At 63.2% G+C, this 14951-nt stretch carries 15 protein-coding genes and 2 pseudogenes; 5 read left to right on the top strand and 12 right to left on the bottom strand.

The window, feature by feature from the left end; genetic code table 11:
- Positions 1–18: 18 nt before the first annotated feature.
- The 4 genes from ABIE53_RS03105 to ugpQ form a co-directional block, all read right to left on the bottom strand.
- Positions 19–810, bottom strand: a complete 792-nt coding sequence (locus ABIE53_RS03105) for an ABC transporter permease (protein ID WP_114155751.1) — start codon at positions 808–810, stop codon at positions 19–21.
- Complete coding sequence (locus ABIE53_RS03100; RefSeq protein ID WP_006048099.1) at positions 807–1745, bottom strand: ABC transporter permease; 939 nt, start codon at positions 1743–1745, stop codon at positions 807–809. The genes ABIE53_RS03105 and ABIE53_RS03100 overlap by 4 nt, the downstream gene beginning before the upstream one ends.
- Positions 1746–1841: 96 nt before the next feature.
- A complete protein-coding gene (locus ABIE53_RS03095) occupies positions 1842–2954 on the bottom strand; it encodes an ABC transporter substrate-binding protein (protein WP_107709275.1) in 1113 nt (370 codons plus the stop codon).
- 145 nt (positions 2955–3099) lie between these two features.
- Entirely contained in the window at positions 3100–3864 is a 765-nt protein-coding gene (gene ugpQ, locus ABIE53_RS03090; RefSeq protein WP_006048101.1) for a glycerophosphodiester phosphodiesterase, read from the bottom strand.
- Positions 3865–4172: 308 nt separating this feature from the next.
- Between ugpQ and ABIE53_RS03085 the strand changes: the two genes are divergently transcribed.
- A complete protein-coding gene (locus ABIE53_RS03085) occupies positions 4173–4943 on the top strand; it encodes a DeoR/GlpR family DNA-binding transcription regulator (protein ID WP_006048102.1) in 771 nt (256 codons plus the stop codon).
- A gap of 44 nt (positions 4944–4987) precedes the next feature.
- On the opposite strand, the pseudogene ABIE53_RS03080 reads toward ABIE53_RS03085, so the two are convergent.
- Positions 4988–6656: pseudogene (locus tag ABIE53_RS03080) on the bottom strand (Na/Pi cotransporter family protein).
- A 234-nt stretch (positions 6657–6890) separates the two neighbouring features.
- Here ABIE53_RS03080 and ABIE53_RS03075 point away from each other — a divergent pair.
- Positions 6891–7575 (top strand): annotated as a pseudogene (locus ABIE53_RS03075) (histidinol-phosphatase).
- A 40-nt stretch (positions 7576–7615) separates the two neighbouring features.
- Here the strand turns inward: ABIE53_RS03075 and ABIE53_RS03070 are convergent.
- From ABIE53_RS03070 to tauA, 3 genes are read right to left on the bottom strand one after another with little or no spacing between them, the layout of a single operon-like run.
- The gene (locus tag ABIE53_RS03070; RefSeq protein WP_006048105.1) at positions 7616–8485 is read right to left on the bottom strand and encodes an ABC transporter permease subunit; all 870 of its coding nucleotides are present in this window, start codon (positions 8483–8485) and stop codon (positions 7616–7618) included.
- Complete coding sequence (locus ABIE53_RS03065) at positions 8482–9279, bottom strand: taurine ABC transporter ATP-binding protein (protein ID WP_114155748.1); 798 nt, start codon at positions 9277–9279, stop codon at positions 8482–8484. Before ABIE53_RS03065 ends, ABIE53_RS03070 begins: the two co-directional genes overlap by 4 nt.
- Positions 9280–9320: 41 nt before the next feature.
- Positions 9321–10343, bottom strand: a complete 1023-nt coding sequence (tauA, locus tag ABIE53_RS03060; protein ID WP_114156662.1) for a taurine ABC transporter substrate-binding protein — start codon at positions 10341–10343, stop codon at positions 9321–9323.
- 276 nt (positions 10344–10619) lie between these two features.
- On the opposite strand from tauA, the gene ABIE53_RS03055 reads away from it, so the two are divergent.
- Both ABIE53_RS03055 and ABIE53_RS03050 read left to right on the top strand, forming a co-directional pair.
- Entirely contained in the window at positions 10620–11066 is a 447-nt protein-coding gene (locus tag ABIE53_RS03055) for a hypothetical protein (protein ID WP_114155747.1), read from the top strand.
- Between the two features lie 54 nt (positions 11067–11120).
- Positions 11121–11255 (top strand): hypothetical protein, encoded by a 135-nt coding sequence (locus ABIE53_RS03050; protein ID WP_006048109.1) that lies wholly within the window; start codon positions 11121–11123, stop codon positions 11253–11255.
- A gap of 136 nt (positions 11256–11391) precedes the next feature.
- Here the strand turns inward: ABIE53_RS03050 and lipA are convergent, their stop codons facing one another.
- The 3 genes from lipA to ABIE53_RS03035 form a co-directional block, all read right to left on the bottom strand.
- Complete coding sequence (gene lipA, locus ABIE53_RS03045) at positions 11392–12399, bottom strand: lipoyl synthase (protein ID WP_114155746.1); 1008 nt, start codon at positions 12397–12399, stop codon at positions 11392–11394.
- Positions 12400–12412: 13 nt separating this feature from the next.
- Positions 12413–13138 carry a lipoyl(octanoyl) transferase LipB gene (gene lipB, locus ABIE53_RS03040; RefSeq protein WP_192699999.1) on the bottom strand — a complete coding sequence of 242 codons (726 nt, stop codon included), beginning with the start codon at positions 13136–13138 and terminating at the stop codon, positions 12413–12415.
- Positions 13139–13209: 71 nt separating this feature from the next.
- On the bottom strand, positions 13210–13536 hold the full coding sequence (locus ABIE53_RS03035; RefSeq protein WP_029969638.1) for a DUF2917 domain-containing protein: 327 nt from the start codon (positions 13534–13536) through the stop codon (positions 13210–13212).
- A gap of 98 nt (positions 13537–13634) precedes the next feature.
- Between ABIE53_RS03035 and ABIE53_RS03030 the strand changes: the two genes are divergently transcribed.
- Entirely contained in the window at positions 13635–14651 is a 1017-nt protein-coding gene (locus ABIE53_RS03030; protein WP_006048113.1) for a transcriptional regulator GcvA, read from the top strand.
- A gap of 25 nt (positions 14652–14676) precedes the next feature.
- On the opposite strand, the gene ABIE53_RS03025 is transcribed toward ABIE53_RS03030, so the two are convergent.
- On the bottom strand, positions 14677–14946 hold the full coding sequence (locus ABIE53_RS03025) for an HP0495 family protein (protein ID WP_006048114.1): 270 nt from the start codon (positions 14944–14946) through the stop codon (positions 14677–14679).
- Positions 14947–14951 lie beyond the last annotated feature (5 nt).

The following is a 14951-nucleotide window of genomic DNA, read 5'->3' as shown; positions in this document are numbered from 1 at the left end:
GTTCGCTGCCTCAGTGCGTCAGATTTTCTGGCCGCTCAACGCGCGGGCCGAGCCGAACACCTGTATCAATCCCATCGACGCCCACGTAATCATGAACGCGATAATCGCCAGCGCCGAGGGCTCATACGCGCGGTTCGCGCCGATCAGTTGCAGATACGGACCGAATGCGGGACGGTCGAGCAGGCTCGCGAGCGTGAACTCGCCGATCACGACCGCAAAGGTGAGAAAGGCGCCGGACAGAATGCCCGAGCGGATATTCGGAAAGATCACCTTGAACAGAATGGTCGGCCAGTTCGCGCCGAGACATTCGGCGGCTTCGGTGAGCGAGCGGACGTCCACGGCGCGCAGGCCCGCATCGACCGCGCGGTACATGTAGGGCAAGGAGAGCGTCACGTAGCCGAATACGAGCAGCAGATCGGTCGCGCGCTCGTTGCTCGTGAGCGGCAGAATCGAACTGCTGTTGTAGATGCGCAGATAGCCGAACACGATCACGATAGCCGGCACGACGAGCGGCAGCAGCGTGATGAATTCGACGACCGGCCGCAGCCTCGGCAAGCGCAATTGCACCCAGTAAGCGGTCGGCACCACCAGCAATATGCCGACGACGATCGTCAGCAGCGCCATCAGAATGGAATAGCCGAACGACGCCTGAAAGCGCGGATCGCTCAGCACGACGCTATACGCCTCGAAGCTGTAGGTGCCGCGTTTCATCCGCAAGCTGAATTCGAACGTGGCGATCAGCGGGATCAGGAAGTACAGCGAACCGATCACCGTCGCGGTCCACGCTCCGACGCGGGATTGGCTTTTCATCGACGGCCCCTTTCGGCGCGCGAACGCAGCCAGATGTAGCCGCCATTCGAGAGCCCCGTCACGAGCACCATGCCGAGCGCGAGCGCGTAGCCGAGGTTCTGGTTATGCATGACGTCCCCGCGTATTTGTGCAAACAGCAGGATCGGCACGATGTTCAGCGAGCTGCCCGTCAGCGCGTAAGCCGTGGCCACCGCACCGAACGCATTGGCAAAGAGCAGCAGCGTCGCGCCCAGCACGCTAGGCCACAACACGGGCAACGCGACGTGGCGCCAGTATTGATACGCGGTGCCGCCGAGGCAATCGCATGCTTCGCGCCATTCGCGCTTCAGGCCGTCGAGCGCGGGGGTGACGATCAGCACCATCAACGGAATCTGGAAGTACAGGTAGGTCAGCGTGAGCCCCGAGAAGCTGAGAATGCTGAAGCCCGTCGAGTAAAGATTGAAGCCGAGGTATTTCTTCAGCAGCACGGTGACGAGCCCGACGCGCCCCAGCGTGCAGATGAACGCGAACGCGAGCGGCACGCCCGCGAAGTTCGACGCGACGCCCGAGAATGTCATCAACGTCGGACGAATCCAGCCGGGCAGCTTGCCCTGCACCGCCGCCCACGCGAGCAGCGAGCCGATCAGCGCGCCGCCCGCCGCGGACGCCGCGCTCACCTTGAAGCTGATCCAGTAGGCGTCGAGTATCGACGGCTGAAACAGATCACGCAGATTGGCGAGCGTGAAGTGGCCTTGCGCGTCCTGGAACGCGCCGATCATCAGAAAGCCGGTCGGCAGAATCAGGAACAGCAGCGCGAACGTGAAGAACGGCACGACGCCGATCCACGCAAGCATCTGCGACGCGCGGCCCGGTCCGTCGACGCGCGGCGTCGGCGTGGGCACGGGCGGCACCAGCAGATCCGGCGGCACCGATCCAGCATCCGATGAAGCGCTCATAGCTCACCTTTGGGCTTGATGACTAACGCCGCAAACGCCGCTCTTTGCGAACGGCGCCGCGGCGCACACATGACTTCGCGCTTTCTAAAGCTGCGCTTACTTGACGTTCGCGCCGACCACTTCGTCCCAATGCTTCGTGATGGTTTCCTTGTACGCGTCCTGCTGCTGAAGCGTCGGGAACACCACGTTCTTATACGACGACGGCGGCGGCAATTTGTCGAGCAACGCTTGCGGCACTTTCTTCGCGGCCACGAGTTCGTTGTAGCGCATCGGATGGCAATAGCCGGCCAGCCAGCCAAGCTGGCCTTCGTCGGAATAGAGGTACTCCATCCACAGCTTCGCCGCGTTCGGATGCGGCGCGTAGGCGCTAATTGCCTGAACATAGACGCCTGCGACGACGCCCGTTTTCGGAATCACGACCTGCACCTTCGGGTTGCCCTTCAGCGTATCGCGATCGGCCAACGCGTTGTAATCCCAACGGACGACGATCGGCGTCGTCCCTTGCGCAAGCGATGCCGCCTTGCCGATCACCGGCACGAAGTTGCCGCTCTTGTTCAGGTCCGCGAAATACTTGAGGCCGGCTTTATCCGCCTTCGCCGCGTCGCCCTTGCTTTGCGACAAGCCCGCCGCATAGACGGCCTGGATCGCCTGATTCGCCGAGCGCGGATCGCCCGCGAGCGACACGGCGTTCTTGTAATCGGACTTGAGCAGATCGCTCCAGTCGGACGGCGCCTTGTCGATCATGTCGGCGTTGACTTCGAACGCAAGCACGCCGTAGTAATCGCCGTACCAGTAGCCGTCCGGATCTTTCGACTCCTTCGGAATCGAGTTCCACGACGACACCTTGTACGGTTGCAGCAGCCCGTCGGCCTTCGCGGTCGGACCGAACGACAGACCCACGTCGATCACGTCGGGCGCTTGCGGACCTTTGTTGCCCTTGTTCGCCTTGATGGCTTCCACTTCGTCGCCCGAGCCCGCGTCCGGATTCAGCTCGTTGATCTTGATGCCGTACTTCTTCTGGAAACCCGCGACGAGTTGCCCGTAGTTGCACCAGTCGTGCGGCAATGCGATCACGGTGAGCTGGCCTTCCTGCTTCGCGGCGGCGATCAATGCGTCGAGCGGCGCGGCCGATGCGCTGCTCGCGCCAACGGCGGCGACACCCGCGACGGCCGACATCGAAAGTATCCGAGCTAACACGGTGCGGTTCATAGTTTTCCCCATCCTCTGCCGAAGTTGTTGCGTTTGGAAAGTTGCTGGTTCGACTTCAAGGGCACAGCTCGCTCGCACTCGTCCGCTTGTGCTTTCGTGCTTTCGTGCTTGCGCGCCCACGCCATGCCCGCGCCGGCTGCGGCGCTCAAAGCATGTCGTGCGACAGCTTATCGATGCGATCTGTACAAATCATGTCGACGCCCCATTGCGCGAGCAATTCGGCGCGCGCGGGATCGTTGACGGTGTAAGCGAGTACATGCAAGCCGGCCGCGCGAATTTCCGCGACGAGCGGTTCGGTCAGATAAAGGTGGCTCGCGTGCAAGGACACGCAGTCCAGTTCGCGCACGATACGCAGCCAGTCCGCGGGCACTTCCTCGAACAGCATGCCGCGCCGCAATGAAGGCGCGGCGTCGCGCGCGGCCGCGAGCGCGTCGAAAGAAAACGACGACAGCAGCGGCGGCGTCTGGTCTTTCCACAACTCGAGCGCGGCGCTCGCGACGAGCTGGCCGGTGATCTCATCGCGGCCAGGACAGGGTTTGATCTCGATGTTCGCCGCGATGCCATCGCGCGCGCAACGCGCGGCCGCATCGGCGAGCGTCGGCAAACGCGTGCCCGCGAATTGCGGCCCGTACCAGGCGCCGGCATCGAGCAACGCAAGCTGCGCCCATGTGTAGACCGCCGCCGCGCCATACCCGTTGGTGGTGCGCTCGAGCGTGTCGTCGTGCAGCAGGAAAAGCTGGTTGTCGACGGAAAGCTTGGCGTCGAATTCGACCATGCGGTAACCGTAACGCACGCAGGCGTCGAAGCCCGCTAACGTGTTCTCCGGCGCAAGCGTGCCGCCGCAGCGATGCGCGACGAGCGGCGGATACGGCCAGTCTGCAGGTGATGCACGATCGATCCCGTTTGCCACGTCCCGTCACCTTTCACTCAGAATAAGCGCGTTTCGCCGCGCGCCGACGCCAAAGGTCTTGTCAAAAAACGCCATGACAATGCGCGAAAGCACAGATTAACTTTGCCTTCGACGATTCGATGTTCGAATCAGGCGGCGCTTCGATTTGCGAAGGCTAAAGTCAAATACACAAACTTGCAAGCTACCAAAAAAATACAACACAATCCGGCTGAAGTAGTACGCTTGACATCGTCTCGACACACATTCATGTCCACGATGTCGTCAGTCGAAACACGTTGTGCGAGCGCCTTCGCATCCAAGGAAAATGCATGTGGCAGGAAGACCGTCATCAGAGAATACGCGCGTTATTGTCGACGCTCCATAGAGTGTCGACCGAACGGATCATGGCGGACCTGGGCGTGTCGCGCGAAACCGTGCGGCGCGACCTGCTCGATCTCGAAGCGCTCGGTGAACTGCGGCGTGTGCACGGCGGCGCGATCAAACCCGCCGACGAAGCGCCGATCGCCGAGCGCGCCCACATGCGCGTCAAATCGAAAACGGCCATTGCCAAAGCGGCAATCGGGTTGATTGCGAGCGGCCAGACGCTTTTTATCGACGCGGGCACGACGACCGCCGCGCTCGCCGAGGAACTCGCGAAGCTCGCGAATCTGACCATCGTCACGAATTCAATCGACGTCGCGTTGAAAATGCGCGGAGCGGCCGAGCAGTCGGAAGCCGGCAACGAAGTGATTCTGCTCGGCGGCACGATCAGCGACCGCGCAATGGCGACCACCGGCGCGACCACCGTGCTCGACATTCAGCGGTATCGCGCGGACCTCGCGCTGCTGTCGCCGGTCGGCATCGACCACCGGCATGGCGCGACGAATTACGATCACGCCGAAACCGAAGTGGCGCGCGCGATGGTCGCGAATGCGGACCGTGTGGTGATCCTCGCCGACTACAGCAAGATCGGGCAGCGCAGCCGGATTTCGTATTGCCCCGTTGAGCAGATCGACGTGCTCGTCACCAATAAAAAGGCCGCGGATGCGGCTGATTTCGGTGCGCTGAAAAAGAAGCTGGAAGAAGTGGTGCTGGCGTGAAGCGCGACGCGTAAAGCTTCACGCGCATTGCCGCGCTTCGCGATTCATTCCTTCACATGCATGGTATCGAGCACACGCTTGCGCAAGCGCGTGTCGTGCAGCGCGCCCGCGGCATCCAGAACCGGATAAGCCGTCGAGCAAAACAGCGAATTGAGCCGCTTCATGTCGCTGATCAGATCGAGATGCAGCGCGCTGGTTTCGATGCTGCGCAGCGTCTGCCCGGCGAGTCGATCCAGATGTCGATACGAATACGCGCGCTCCAGATCGCGAAAGCGCTCTTTCTCGGCGAGAAGCCGCTCGGCGCAACGCAGATCGTTATTAAGGAACACGGACAAGCCAAGCTGCAGATTGCTGACGAGCCGCGTCTGCAAATCGTCCAGTTCGCCGAGCCCTTCTTCGGAAAACGACAGCCGGTGCGCGATCTTTTTCTCTTCGATGTCGCCCACGATCCGCTCGATGATGTCGCCCGCGTGCTCGAGGTTGATGGTCAGCGAAATGATGTCGGTCCAACGGCGGCTATCGGCTTCGTCAAGCTGCTCGCGTGAAATCAGCGTGAGGTAGTTCTTGACCGCGGCGTACAGTTCGTCGACGTCGTCGTCCATACGAACCGTTTCGCGCGCCTTGTCGAGACGGTTGTGATGAATCAGCTCGGCCACATTGTCGAGCATGGTCCGCACGATGTCGCCGATACGCAGCACTTCGCGCGCGGCATTGGCAAGCGCGAGCGTCGGCGTGGACAGCGCGGCTGCATCGAGATGCAGTGGCCGCAGTTCGCCATTCGGCATCGGCCGGTCGGGCAGCACCCGCTCGCAGATACGCGCGACCGGATCGATCAGCGACAGGCATACGCCGCAGCGCAGCGCGTTGTAGATCAGGTGAAAGCCGACCGTGGCTTCGCGAGGATTGGCGATCAGCATCGGCAGCCAGCGCGCGAGCAAGGACGCGAACGGCAGGATCAGCAACGCGCCCGCGAGCTTGAACGTGAAGCTGCCGAGCGCAAGACGCCGCGCCGCCGAATTCTGCGCGGCCCGCGCCGAGCAAGGCGACGAGACCGCTGCCGAGATTCGCGCCGATCACAAGGCACAGCGCCACCTTCAACGAAATCACGCCCGACGACGCGAGCGTCGCCGTGAGCAGCACCGCTGCCAGGCTCGAGTACGACAGGACGGCGAACGCGGCGCCCACCAGCGCGTCGAGCATCGTGTCGCCCGTCAATGCGCCGAACATCACGCGCACGCCGGCGCCTTGCATCATCGGCTGCGCGGCCTCGACGATCAGATGCAGTGCGAGCAGGATCAACCCGAGACCGATCAGCGTACGGCCGACCTGACCGGCGCGTGTTTGCTTGCGGGACAGAAAGAGCGGCACGCCGAACAGGATAAGGATGGGCGACAACCACGAGAGATCGAGTGTGAGAACCCGCGCCATTAGCGCCGTGCCGACGTCGGCGCCGAGCATGATGGCGAGCCCGCTGGTGAGCGGCAACAGCCCTTGGGCCGCGAACGACATGAGGATGACCGCGGTCGCGTTGCTGCTCTGTACGAGACTCGTCACGCCGACGCCGGACAGAAACGCGCGCCAGCGGTTGCGCGTGCTGCGCCCGAGCACGCCGCGCAGATCGGCGCCCAGCACGCGAAGGATGCCCGTGCGCACGATATGCGAGCCCCACACGAGCAGTGCCACGCCTGCGAGAAGGTTAAGGAGAATCAACATAAGGCACTGCGCACTCGTTCTCTGCTGCCGTAACCGGAACCGCATGCCGCGCACGGCATCCGGGGCGTATGACAGTAGTGTTGCACATTTTTGCCTTATTGTAATTTTGTGCTTTTAAATATACGCTCGCGCAACGATGTCGAGCGCGGCGTGGCGGCTTTTTGCTGCGCACGTCGTGCTCATATCAACCGTATGCCGCTAACGCTTTGGTCACCTGATCACGAGGACAACCGGATGAGCCGCAATCTCGCGCTGTTCGACCTGGACCATACGCTGCTGCCGCTCGACAGCGATCAGGCATGGGCGCACTTTGTCGGCCGGACTCGGAATAGACGGCGCGGCGCGGCACGCGCAGGACATCGACGAGTATTACCGGCAATACGTGGCCGGCACGCTCGACATGGCGGCCTATCTGGAGCGCACCCTGGCGCCGCTCGCTCGCCATTCGCGCGAGCAACTCGACCTCTGGCACGCGCGCTTCATGCAGGAGGTGATCGCGCCCGCCATCCTGCCGGCCGCGCGCGAGCTCGTGCAACGTCACAGGGACGCGGGCGACCTGTGCTGCATCGTCACGGCGACGAATGTGTTCGTGACCGCGCCGATCGGCAAGGCGCTCGGCTTCGAGCATCTGCTTGGAATCGAGCTCGGCACCGAGGGCGGCGATCCGCTCGCGCGCTTCACGGGCGCGTCGGTCGGCATTCCGACTTTCCGCGAAGGCAAAATCACGCGCACCGAGAACTGGCTGGCGTCGCTCGGTCACCGCTTGCACGATTTTCCGCAGAGCTGGTTTTATAGCGATTCGATCAACGACGTCCCCTTGCTCGAACGCGTCACGCATCCTGTCGCGACGAATCCCGATGCGCGCTTGCGTGCGATCGCGAACGAGCGGGGTTGGCCGGTGATTGAGCTTTTTGCATAGCGCACGCGGTGGCGCGCCGTTCAACGCATATGCGGGGTTGTTAAGCCCGGCCCTTCCACGGCACGAGCCACCGCTCAAGCGCGCGCATGCCCAGGTCGAACACCCACGCGATCAAGCCGATCAGCACGATGCCCATCACCACGACATCGGTGCGCAGAAAGCTCGACGCGTTGAGCACCATCTGACCGAGCCCGGCGGTGGCCGCGACCATTTCGGCGGCAACCAGCGTCGTCCAGCCGAAGCCGATTGCAATCCGCAGACCGGTCAGAATCTCCGGCAGCGCAGCCGGCAATACAACGTGACGCACGACCTGACCGAAGCTGCCGCCGAGCGAATACGCCGCATGAATCTGCTCGGTCGTCGCACTGCGCACGCCGGCGCGCGCCGCCATCGCGATCGGTGCGAAGCAGGCAAGATAGATGACGACGATCTTCGCCGTTTCGTCGATACCAAACCAGATCACGACCAGCGGCAAATAAGCGAGTGGAGGAAGCGGTCGATAAAACTCGAGCGGCGGATCGAGCAGACCGCGCGCGACGCGGCTCACGCCCATCAGAATGCCGACCGGCACCGCGGTAAGCGCAGCCAGTGCGAACGCGCCGAACACGCGCAGCGCACTCCACGCGAGATGCTGCGCGAGCGGCAAGCCGCCCTGAATGTGTCCGCGCGATGCATCGACGAAAGCCGCCCACACGGCTTCCGGTGTCGGCAGAAAGAGCGGAGGCAGCCAGTGCAGATGCGTGGCCACCCACCAGAGCGCCGCGAGCCCCGCCACCGACGCCGCGCTAAGCGCGGCAGTCGGCCCTTCGCCCGGCAGACGCCAGGCTTTCGGCGGCCGCGTTCGACGCCGCTCGCCTTGCGCGGCGTCGGCCAGCCGCACATCGGCCAATGAGTCGCGCGAAGCCGTCATGAACTCACCTCTTCCTCGTTGCGCCGATGCAGGTGCCGCACCAGCCGCTCGCGCCATTCGATGAATTCCGCCGACGACTTGACCGCGCGCGCATCGCGCGTCTTCAGAAAGCGCCGCGCGAACGGCAACTCGTAGCTCTCGGCGATGCGGCCGGGACCTGGCGTCATCACGACAAGACGCGTCGCGAGAAAAAGCGCTTCCTCGACGCTGTGCGTGATGAAGAACACCGTCTTGTGCGTGCGCCCCCAAACATCCAAGACGAGTTCCTGCATCGACTCGCGCGTCATGGCGTCGAGCGCGCCCATCGGTTCGTCCATCAGCAGCACTTGCGGATCGCTCGCCAGCGCGCGAGCAATGCCGACGCGCTGCTGCATGCCGCCGGAGAGCGCATGAACGCGCGAATGCGCGTGCTTCTCGAGCCCGACCAACGCAAGCATGTCACGCGCGACGCGCTCGCGCTGCGCCTTCGGCACGCGCTGAAAACGCAGACCGAGCGCGACGTTGTCGAGCACGTTAAGCCACGGCATCAGCGCGTACTTCTGAAAGACCACGCCTCGATCCACGCCGGGTCCGACGACGCGCTCGCCGTTTAACCGCACCTCGCCTTGCGTCGGCGAAACGAAGCCGGCGATGCAGTTGAGCAAAGTCGTCTTGCCGCAACCGGACGCGCCCAATGCAACGACGAACTCGCCGCTTTCGATATGCAGATCGACGTCGTCGAGCGCGAGTTGCGGCGCCGCGCCGCGCGCGCCTTCGTAGGCGACGCGCAATCGGCGGATTTCAAGAGCGCTCATCGGCGGACCTCGTCATGCTCACGTGAAGCCTCATGCGGCGGTCATTGCGCCGCGCGCTGCACGAACCGCGGATCGACGCCAGCCGAATAATCGGCCAGCACGTTCTGAATCGTGCCCTGCGTTTTCAGGAACGCAGCCGTTGCCGCAAGCGACTTCGCCGCGCCCGATTGCGCGCCGCCGCCAAGCCACGCATTCGACGCCTGCTGCGCCGGCGTCGGGAACGCATAGAGCGCGAGGCTCGCCGGCACTTCCTGCGCGTTCGCGCCGGACTCTTTGGCGACGGCCTGGACTTGCGGCGAGGCCGCTGTCCACGCCGATGCGTGATCGCGATAACTCGCGTCGTTGGCGGCCAGCACCTTCACGAAGCGCGCCACGAACTCCGCGTTGTCCTTCGCGAACTTGCGATCGACGACGAATCCGTCGAACGTCGCCTTGCCGGTTTGCTGCGCGATCTGGCCCGAAGTAATGAGCACCTTGCCGTTCTTCTTGACCTTCGCGAGCACCGGGTCCCAGATATACGTTGCGTCGATGTCGCCACGCTCCCACGCGGCCGCGACTTCAGGCGGACGCAGATTGACGATCTTCACATCCGACGGATTCACGCCCGCGCTCTGCAGCGCCACGAGCGTATGAAAATGCGACGTCGACACGAACGGCACGCCGATTTTCTTGCCCTTCAGGGCAGCGATGCTCGCGACATTCGAGCCGTCGCGCGCGACGAGCGCTTCGGCGTCGTTGATGTTGTCCAGAATCCAGAACAACGAAATGTCGACACCTTGCGACAAGCCCGCCGCGATCGGGCTCGATCCGGCCTCGCCCAGTTGCACCGAGCCTGAGGCGAGCGCGCGAATCACGTCGGCGCCGCTGCCGAGTTTGCGATACGTGACCTTGTAGCCCGTCGCCTTTTCTACCTCACCGGTTGCCTGCGCATAGCGCCACGGCACCACCATGTCCTGATACGCAATCACGACTTCTTTGGCGTCGGCGCGCGCGGTGGAAGCGAACAGCGCGGACAGGGCAAGCAGCGTCGCAAACGCGGCGAGCGGACGGCGGAGACGGTTCATCAAAAGCCCCTTGTAGCGGATGTTGTCTGGGAGGCTTTCGACTATAGGGAGTTTGCCCTTATGCGGTTCTAACAAATCCGCGATTGCAAATCACGCTGTTCGAGCATTGCTTTTCACGTTGCGTTGGTTGCGAGCCGCTGCTCGAACGCTCAGTGCGCCGGCTTCCGCACATGATGCGCGATTGCGATGCCTTAAAACAAGCTGGCCATTCGGCTGATTGACGCTTGTAGGATGCGTTCGGGATGATGCGTGAGTCTTCATCGCCTGCCCTCTTTCATGATCGAATTTCTTAGCCGCTCGAGCTGGCTCTTTTTCAATATCGGCGTACCCGCGCTGGGTCCAATTGCGCTGCTGCCGCTTCTCAGTTTCTCGCGCTCGTATCGACAGACGTCGAAGGGAATTGCCGCCCGATCGATACGCGACGGACAACTTTTATGGGTCGTCATTTCGATGTGCGCAAGCGCCTGCTACGAGATCGGATGCGCGCTGGGCGATGCACCGACGCGCGGCACACTTGCGCTGGTGCTGGCGGGCTTGTTGTGGTACGTCGGCTTTATCGTCGTCGCGTCGATTCTGGTTTCGTTCGGCGCGGCGGATTCCACACGCCGCCCTGGCTATCGGCGCCGTGACGGCAAGCAGGAAGGAACGCTGATGTGGCCATCACTCGTCATGACCGCTGTGGTCGCCGCGTCATTCGCCGCATCTCATTATTCGTTAACCTAACTAAATTTAACGTGATCAGATATACTTTTTGCTCACGCTTACCGGAGAACTCACATGCCCAATCTCATCGACTACGTCATCGAAAATCCGGCTGTGCGCGACCGCTTTATCGCATTCACGATTCCGTTTTCGATAGTCGGCGGCACGCTCGCATCCGTTTGCATGTTGCTCGCGCGGTACTACCGGTAGCGCGCCGCAGTCGCCGCGCTCGCGGGCCGGCGTTTCGCGTTTTGCGTTTTGCGTTTTGCGTCTTGCCTACCGCGAATAAAAATGCCCGCAGCATGTGCGGGCACTCTTCAAACTGCCGGAGCAAAGCGCGAGGCGCTTACACCACGCCGGCTCCATGCGCCTGCAAATCGGCGTGGTAGCTGGAGCGCACCATCGCGCCCACTGCTGCGTGCGTGAAGCCCATCTTGTACGCTTCTTCCTCGTACATCTTAAAGGTGTCCGGGTGCACATAAGAACGCACCGGCAGATGGTGTTCGGAAGGCTGCAAATACTGACCGATGGTGAGCATGTCCACGTCGTGCTCACGCAGATCGCGCATGACCTGCAAGATCTCTTCTTCGGTTTCGCCGAGGCCCACCATCAGACCTGACTTGGTTGCGACGTCCCGATGCAGTGCCTTGAAGTCCTTGAGCAGCTTCAGCGAATGCGCGTAGTCCGAACCCGGCCGGGCTTCCTTATACAGACGCGGCACGGTCTCGAGGTTGTGATTCATCACGTCGGGCGGAGCGGCGTTCAGAATGCCGAGCGCGCGGTCGAGACGTCCACGGAAATCCGGCGTCAGAATTTCGATGCGCGTGTCAGGCGACAGTTCGCGCGTCTGACGGATACATTCCACGAAGTGCGCCGCGCCGCCGTCGCGCAGATCGTCGCGATCCACGCTGGTGATCACGACGTACTTGAGCTTCAACGCGGCGATGGTGCGCGCGAGGTTCGCGGGCTCGTCCGCATCGAGCGGATCGGGACGGCCGTGTCCGACGTCGCAGAACGGGCAGCGCCGCGTGCACTTGTCGCCCATGATCATGAAGGTCGCGGTGCCCTTGCCGAAGCATTCGCCGATATTCGGGCAGCTTGCTTCCTCGCACACCGTATGCAGGTTGTGCTCGCGCAAGATCTGCTTGATTTCGTAGAAGCGCGAGTTGCCGGTTGCCGCTTTGACGCGAATCCAGTCCGGCTTCTTGAGCTTTTCAATCGGAACAATCTTGATGGGAATACGGGCGGTTTTGGCTTGAGCCTTCTGCTTCGCCGTGGCGTCGTAGGCAGCAGCGGATGCCGGCACGCCTTCGGGCGCGGGAGAAGCTGCGAGGTTCGCGGTAACGTCAGTCATTCGTTCGATCCAGTCAGGCGGTGAGCGCACCGGCCTGCGGTTGGTCGACGGCCGCGGGACTGCCGTCGAGGTTTGCGGTGAGGCGTGCTGCAAGGGTGCGGGCCACGTCGTCCCAGCCGGCCGCAACGCCGAGCGTTGCCATGTCGACTGTTTCGAGCCCCGCGTAGCCGCAAGGGTTGATGGCCAGAAACGGCCGTAACTCCATTTTCACGTTCAGGCTGACGCCGTGATAGCTGCAGCCGTTGCGGATTTTGAGGCCCAGCGCGGCAATCTTCGCGCCGGCATGCAAGCCGGCCTGCGGCCCGGGCGCGACATAAATGCCGGGCGCGCCCGCCTTGCGTTCTCCGGCGAGATTATACGCCGCAAGGGTGTCGATCACGGCCTGCTCGATCCGCGTGACCATCTCGCGGACCATCAGTTTGCGGCGCCGCAGATCGAGCAGCAGATAGGCCACCACCTGGCCGGGGCCGTGATACGTGATCTGGCCGCCGCGGTCCACTCTCACGAGCGGGATGCCGCTGTCGGCAGCCAGCAGGTGCGCGGGATCGCCGGCCTGGCCAAGCGTGAAGACGGGCGGATGTTCGACCAGCCAGATTTCGTCGGATGTATCGGCGGTGCGCGCGTCGGTGAACGCGCGCATCGCTTCGAAACTGGCTTCGTAGGGTTCGTTGCCGCGCCAGCGCAGCGTGAGCGGCGCCGCGGCGGGCAATAGAGATGAAGAAACCGGAGAGGCGGACATGATCCCGGCAGTTTACCGAAATACGGCAATGCCCGCCCGACGTCGCCGCGGACGCGCCGCGGCGTCCGCCGTCAAACGGTGCGCCAGCCTCCACGCATCCGCGCCGCGAGGCGCTCGCCGATGCGCGCAAACCAGTTCAGCGCGCGCTCGTCGCAACGCGTCGGCACCGAAAACGCGACCGTCGCGCGGGGCGTGCCCTCGGCGCTCAGCCACAGCCGTTCGCCGCGCCGCAATCTCAGCGTGTGGCCGGGCTGCAGCCAGTAGTCTTCGGTATCGTCGCTGCGCGTCACCCACACCGCGCCGCCACGCACGACCAGCTTGGTGCTGCGCGCCACCTTCAGGGGCAGCGTTTCGCCGCTATGAATTTCATACGCGATGCTAGAGGATATTTCTCGCATGATGCCCTCGCCAAAAGTCGTTTCATGGCTACAATCGTAGGCGTAGCAAGGGCTTACGCAAAACGATCAATTTTCACCTCTATGTGAGAAAAATTGCGATGGAGCTGCGCCATCTTCCACCACTGAATGCGATCAAGGCCTTTGAGGCGGCCGCCCGCCACGAAAGCTTTTCGCGCGCCGCGGACGAGCTTTTCGTCACCCACGGCGCGGTCAGCCATCAGATCCGGGCGCTCGAGGCCGAGCTTGGCGTGTCGCTCTTTGCGCGCGACGGCAAGCGCGTGCGGCTCACCGAAACCGGCAGGCGCTACGCCAGCCACGTGCGCACGGCGCTCACCGCGCTGTCCGACGCCACGCGCGAAATTCGCGCCGGCGACCGCGAACGGCGGCTGGTGGTGTCGATGCTGTCGTCGTTTGCCGCGCGCTGGGTGACGCCGCGCATCGGCAGCTTTATCGAGGCGCATCCGCAGTGGGACCTGGAACTGCTGTCCACCAACGCGTTGACGGACTTCGCGCGCGACGACGTCGACGTGGCAATCCGTTTCGGCTACGGCAAATATGCGGGCCTGTATTCCGAGCTGCTGCTGGAGGAAATCTTCTTCCCGGCTTGCGCGCCGAATTTCAACGGCGGGAAGCTGCCCAAAACGCCGGCCGATCTGGCCAATCTGCCGCTGCTGCGTTCCGACGACGAACTGTGGCGTCCGTGGTTCGACGCCGCCGGACTCACCGACTGGCCGGAGCCGAAACGCGGCGTGCTGTATCAGGATTCGTCGAATCTGTTGCAGGCGGCTATCGACGGTCAGGGCATCGCGCTCACACGCCGCTCGCTGGCGATGCACGAGATCGCCGCGGGCCGCCTCGTGCGGCTTTTCGACGTGGATGGGCCGAGCCCGTGGCAGTACTACTTCATCTGCACGCCGCAGATGCTGGAAACCGCGAGGGTGAAGGCGTTCCGGGACTGGGTGTTCGGGGAGGTGGGGCGGTTCAAGCTGCTTTTCGACCAGGTCTGCGAGGCCGGGCCGGCGGCGCGTGTCGCAAGCAAGAGCGCTGAAGATGCCGCAAACGCAACAAGCACCGGCGGGACGGCGAACGCGAACGCATTGCGCGTCGCGCCCTAACGCGGCACCAACCGGCGCGTAAAACTTAAAGCACCACCTTGACCATCGGATGTCCGGTCAGCGCGCGATAAATGTCGTCGAGCTGCGTGCGGCTGATCGCACGCACGGTCACCGTCAGTCCGGTGTAGTTGCCGCCGCTCGACGGACGCGTTTCGACGCGCGATGCGTCGACTTCGCTATCGAACTGCCGGACCACCGAGACGATCGTCTCGGCGAACTCGGGATGCGATTTACCCATGATCTTGATCGGGAAATCGCACGGATACTCAATAAGTGATTCTTCCGCCGGATTCATGGCTT

This window comes from Paraburkholderia sp. OAS925 (assembly GCF_040543975.1).
Lineage (GTDB): Bacteria > Pseudomonadota > Gammaproteobacteria > Burkholderiales > Burkholderiaceae > Paraburkholderia > Paraburkholderia graminis.
Note: the sequence above shows the minus strand (reverse complement) of the source record. Positions and strands in the feature narration are given on the sequence as shown.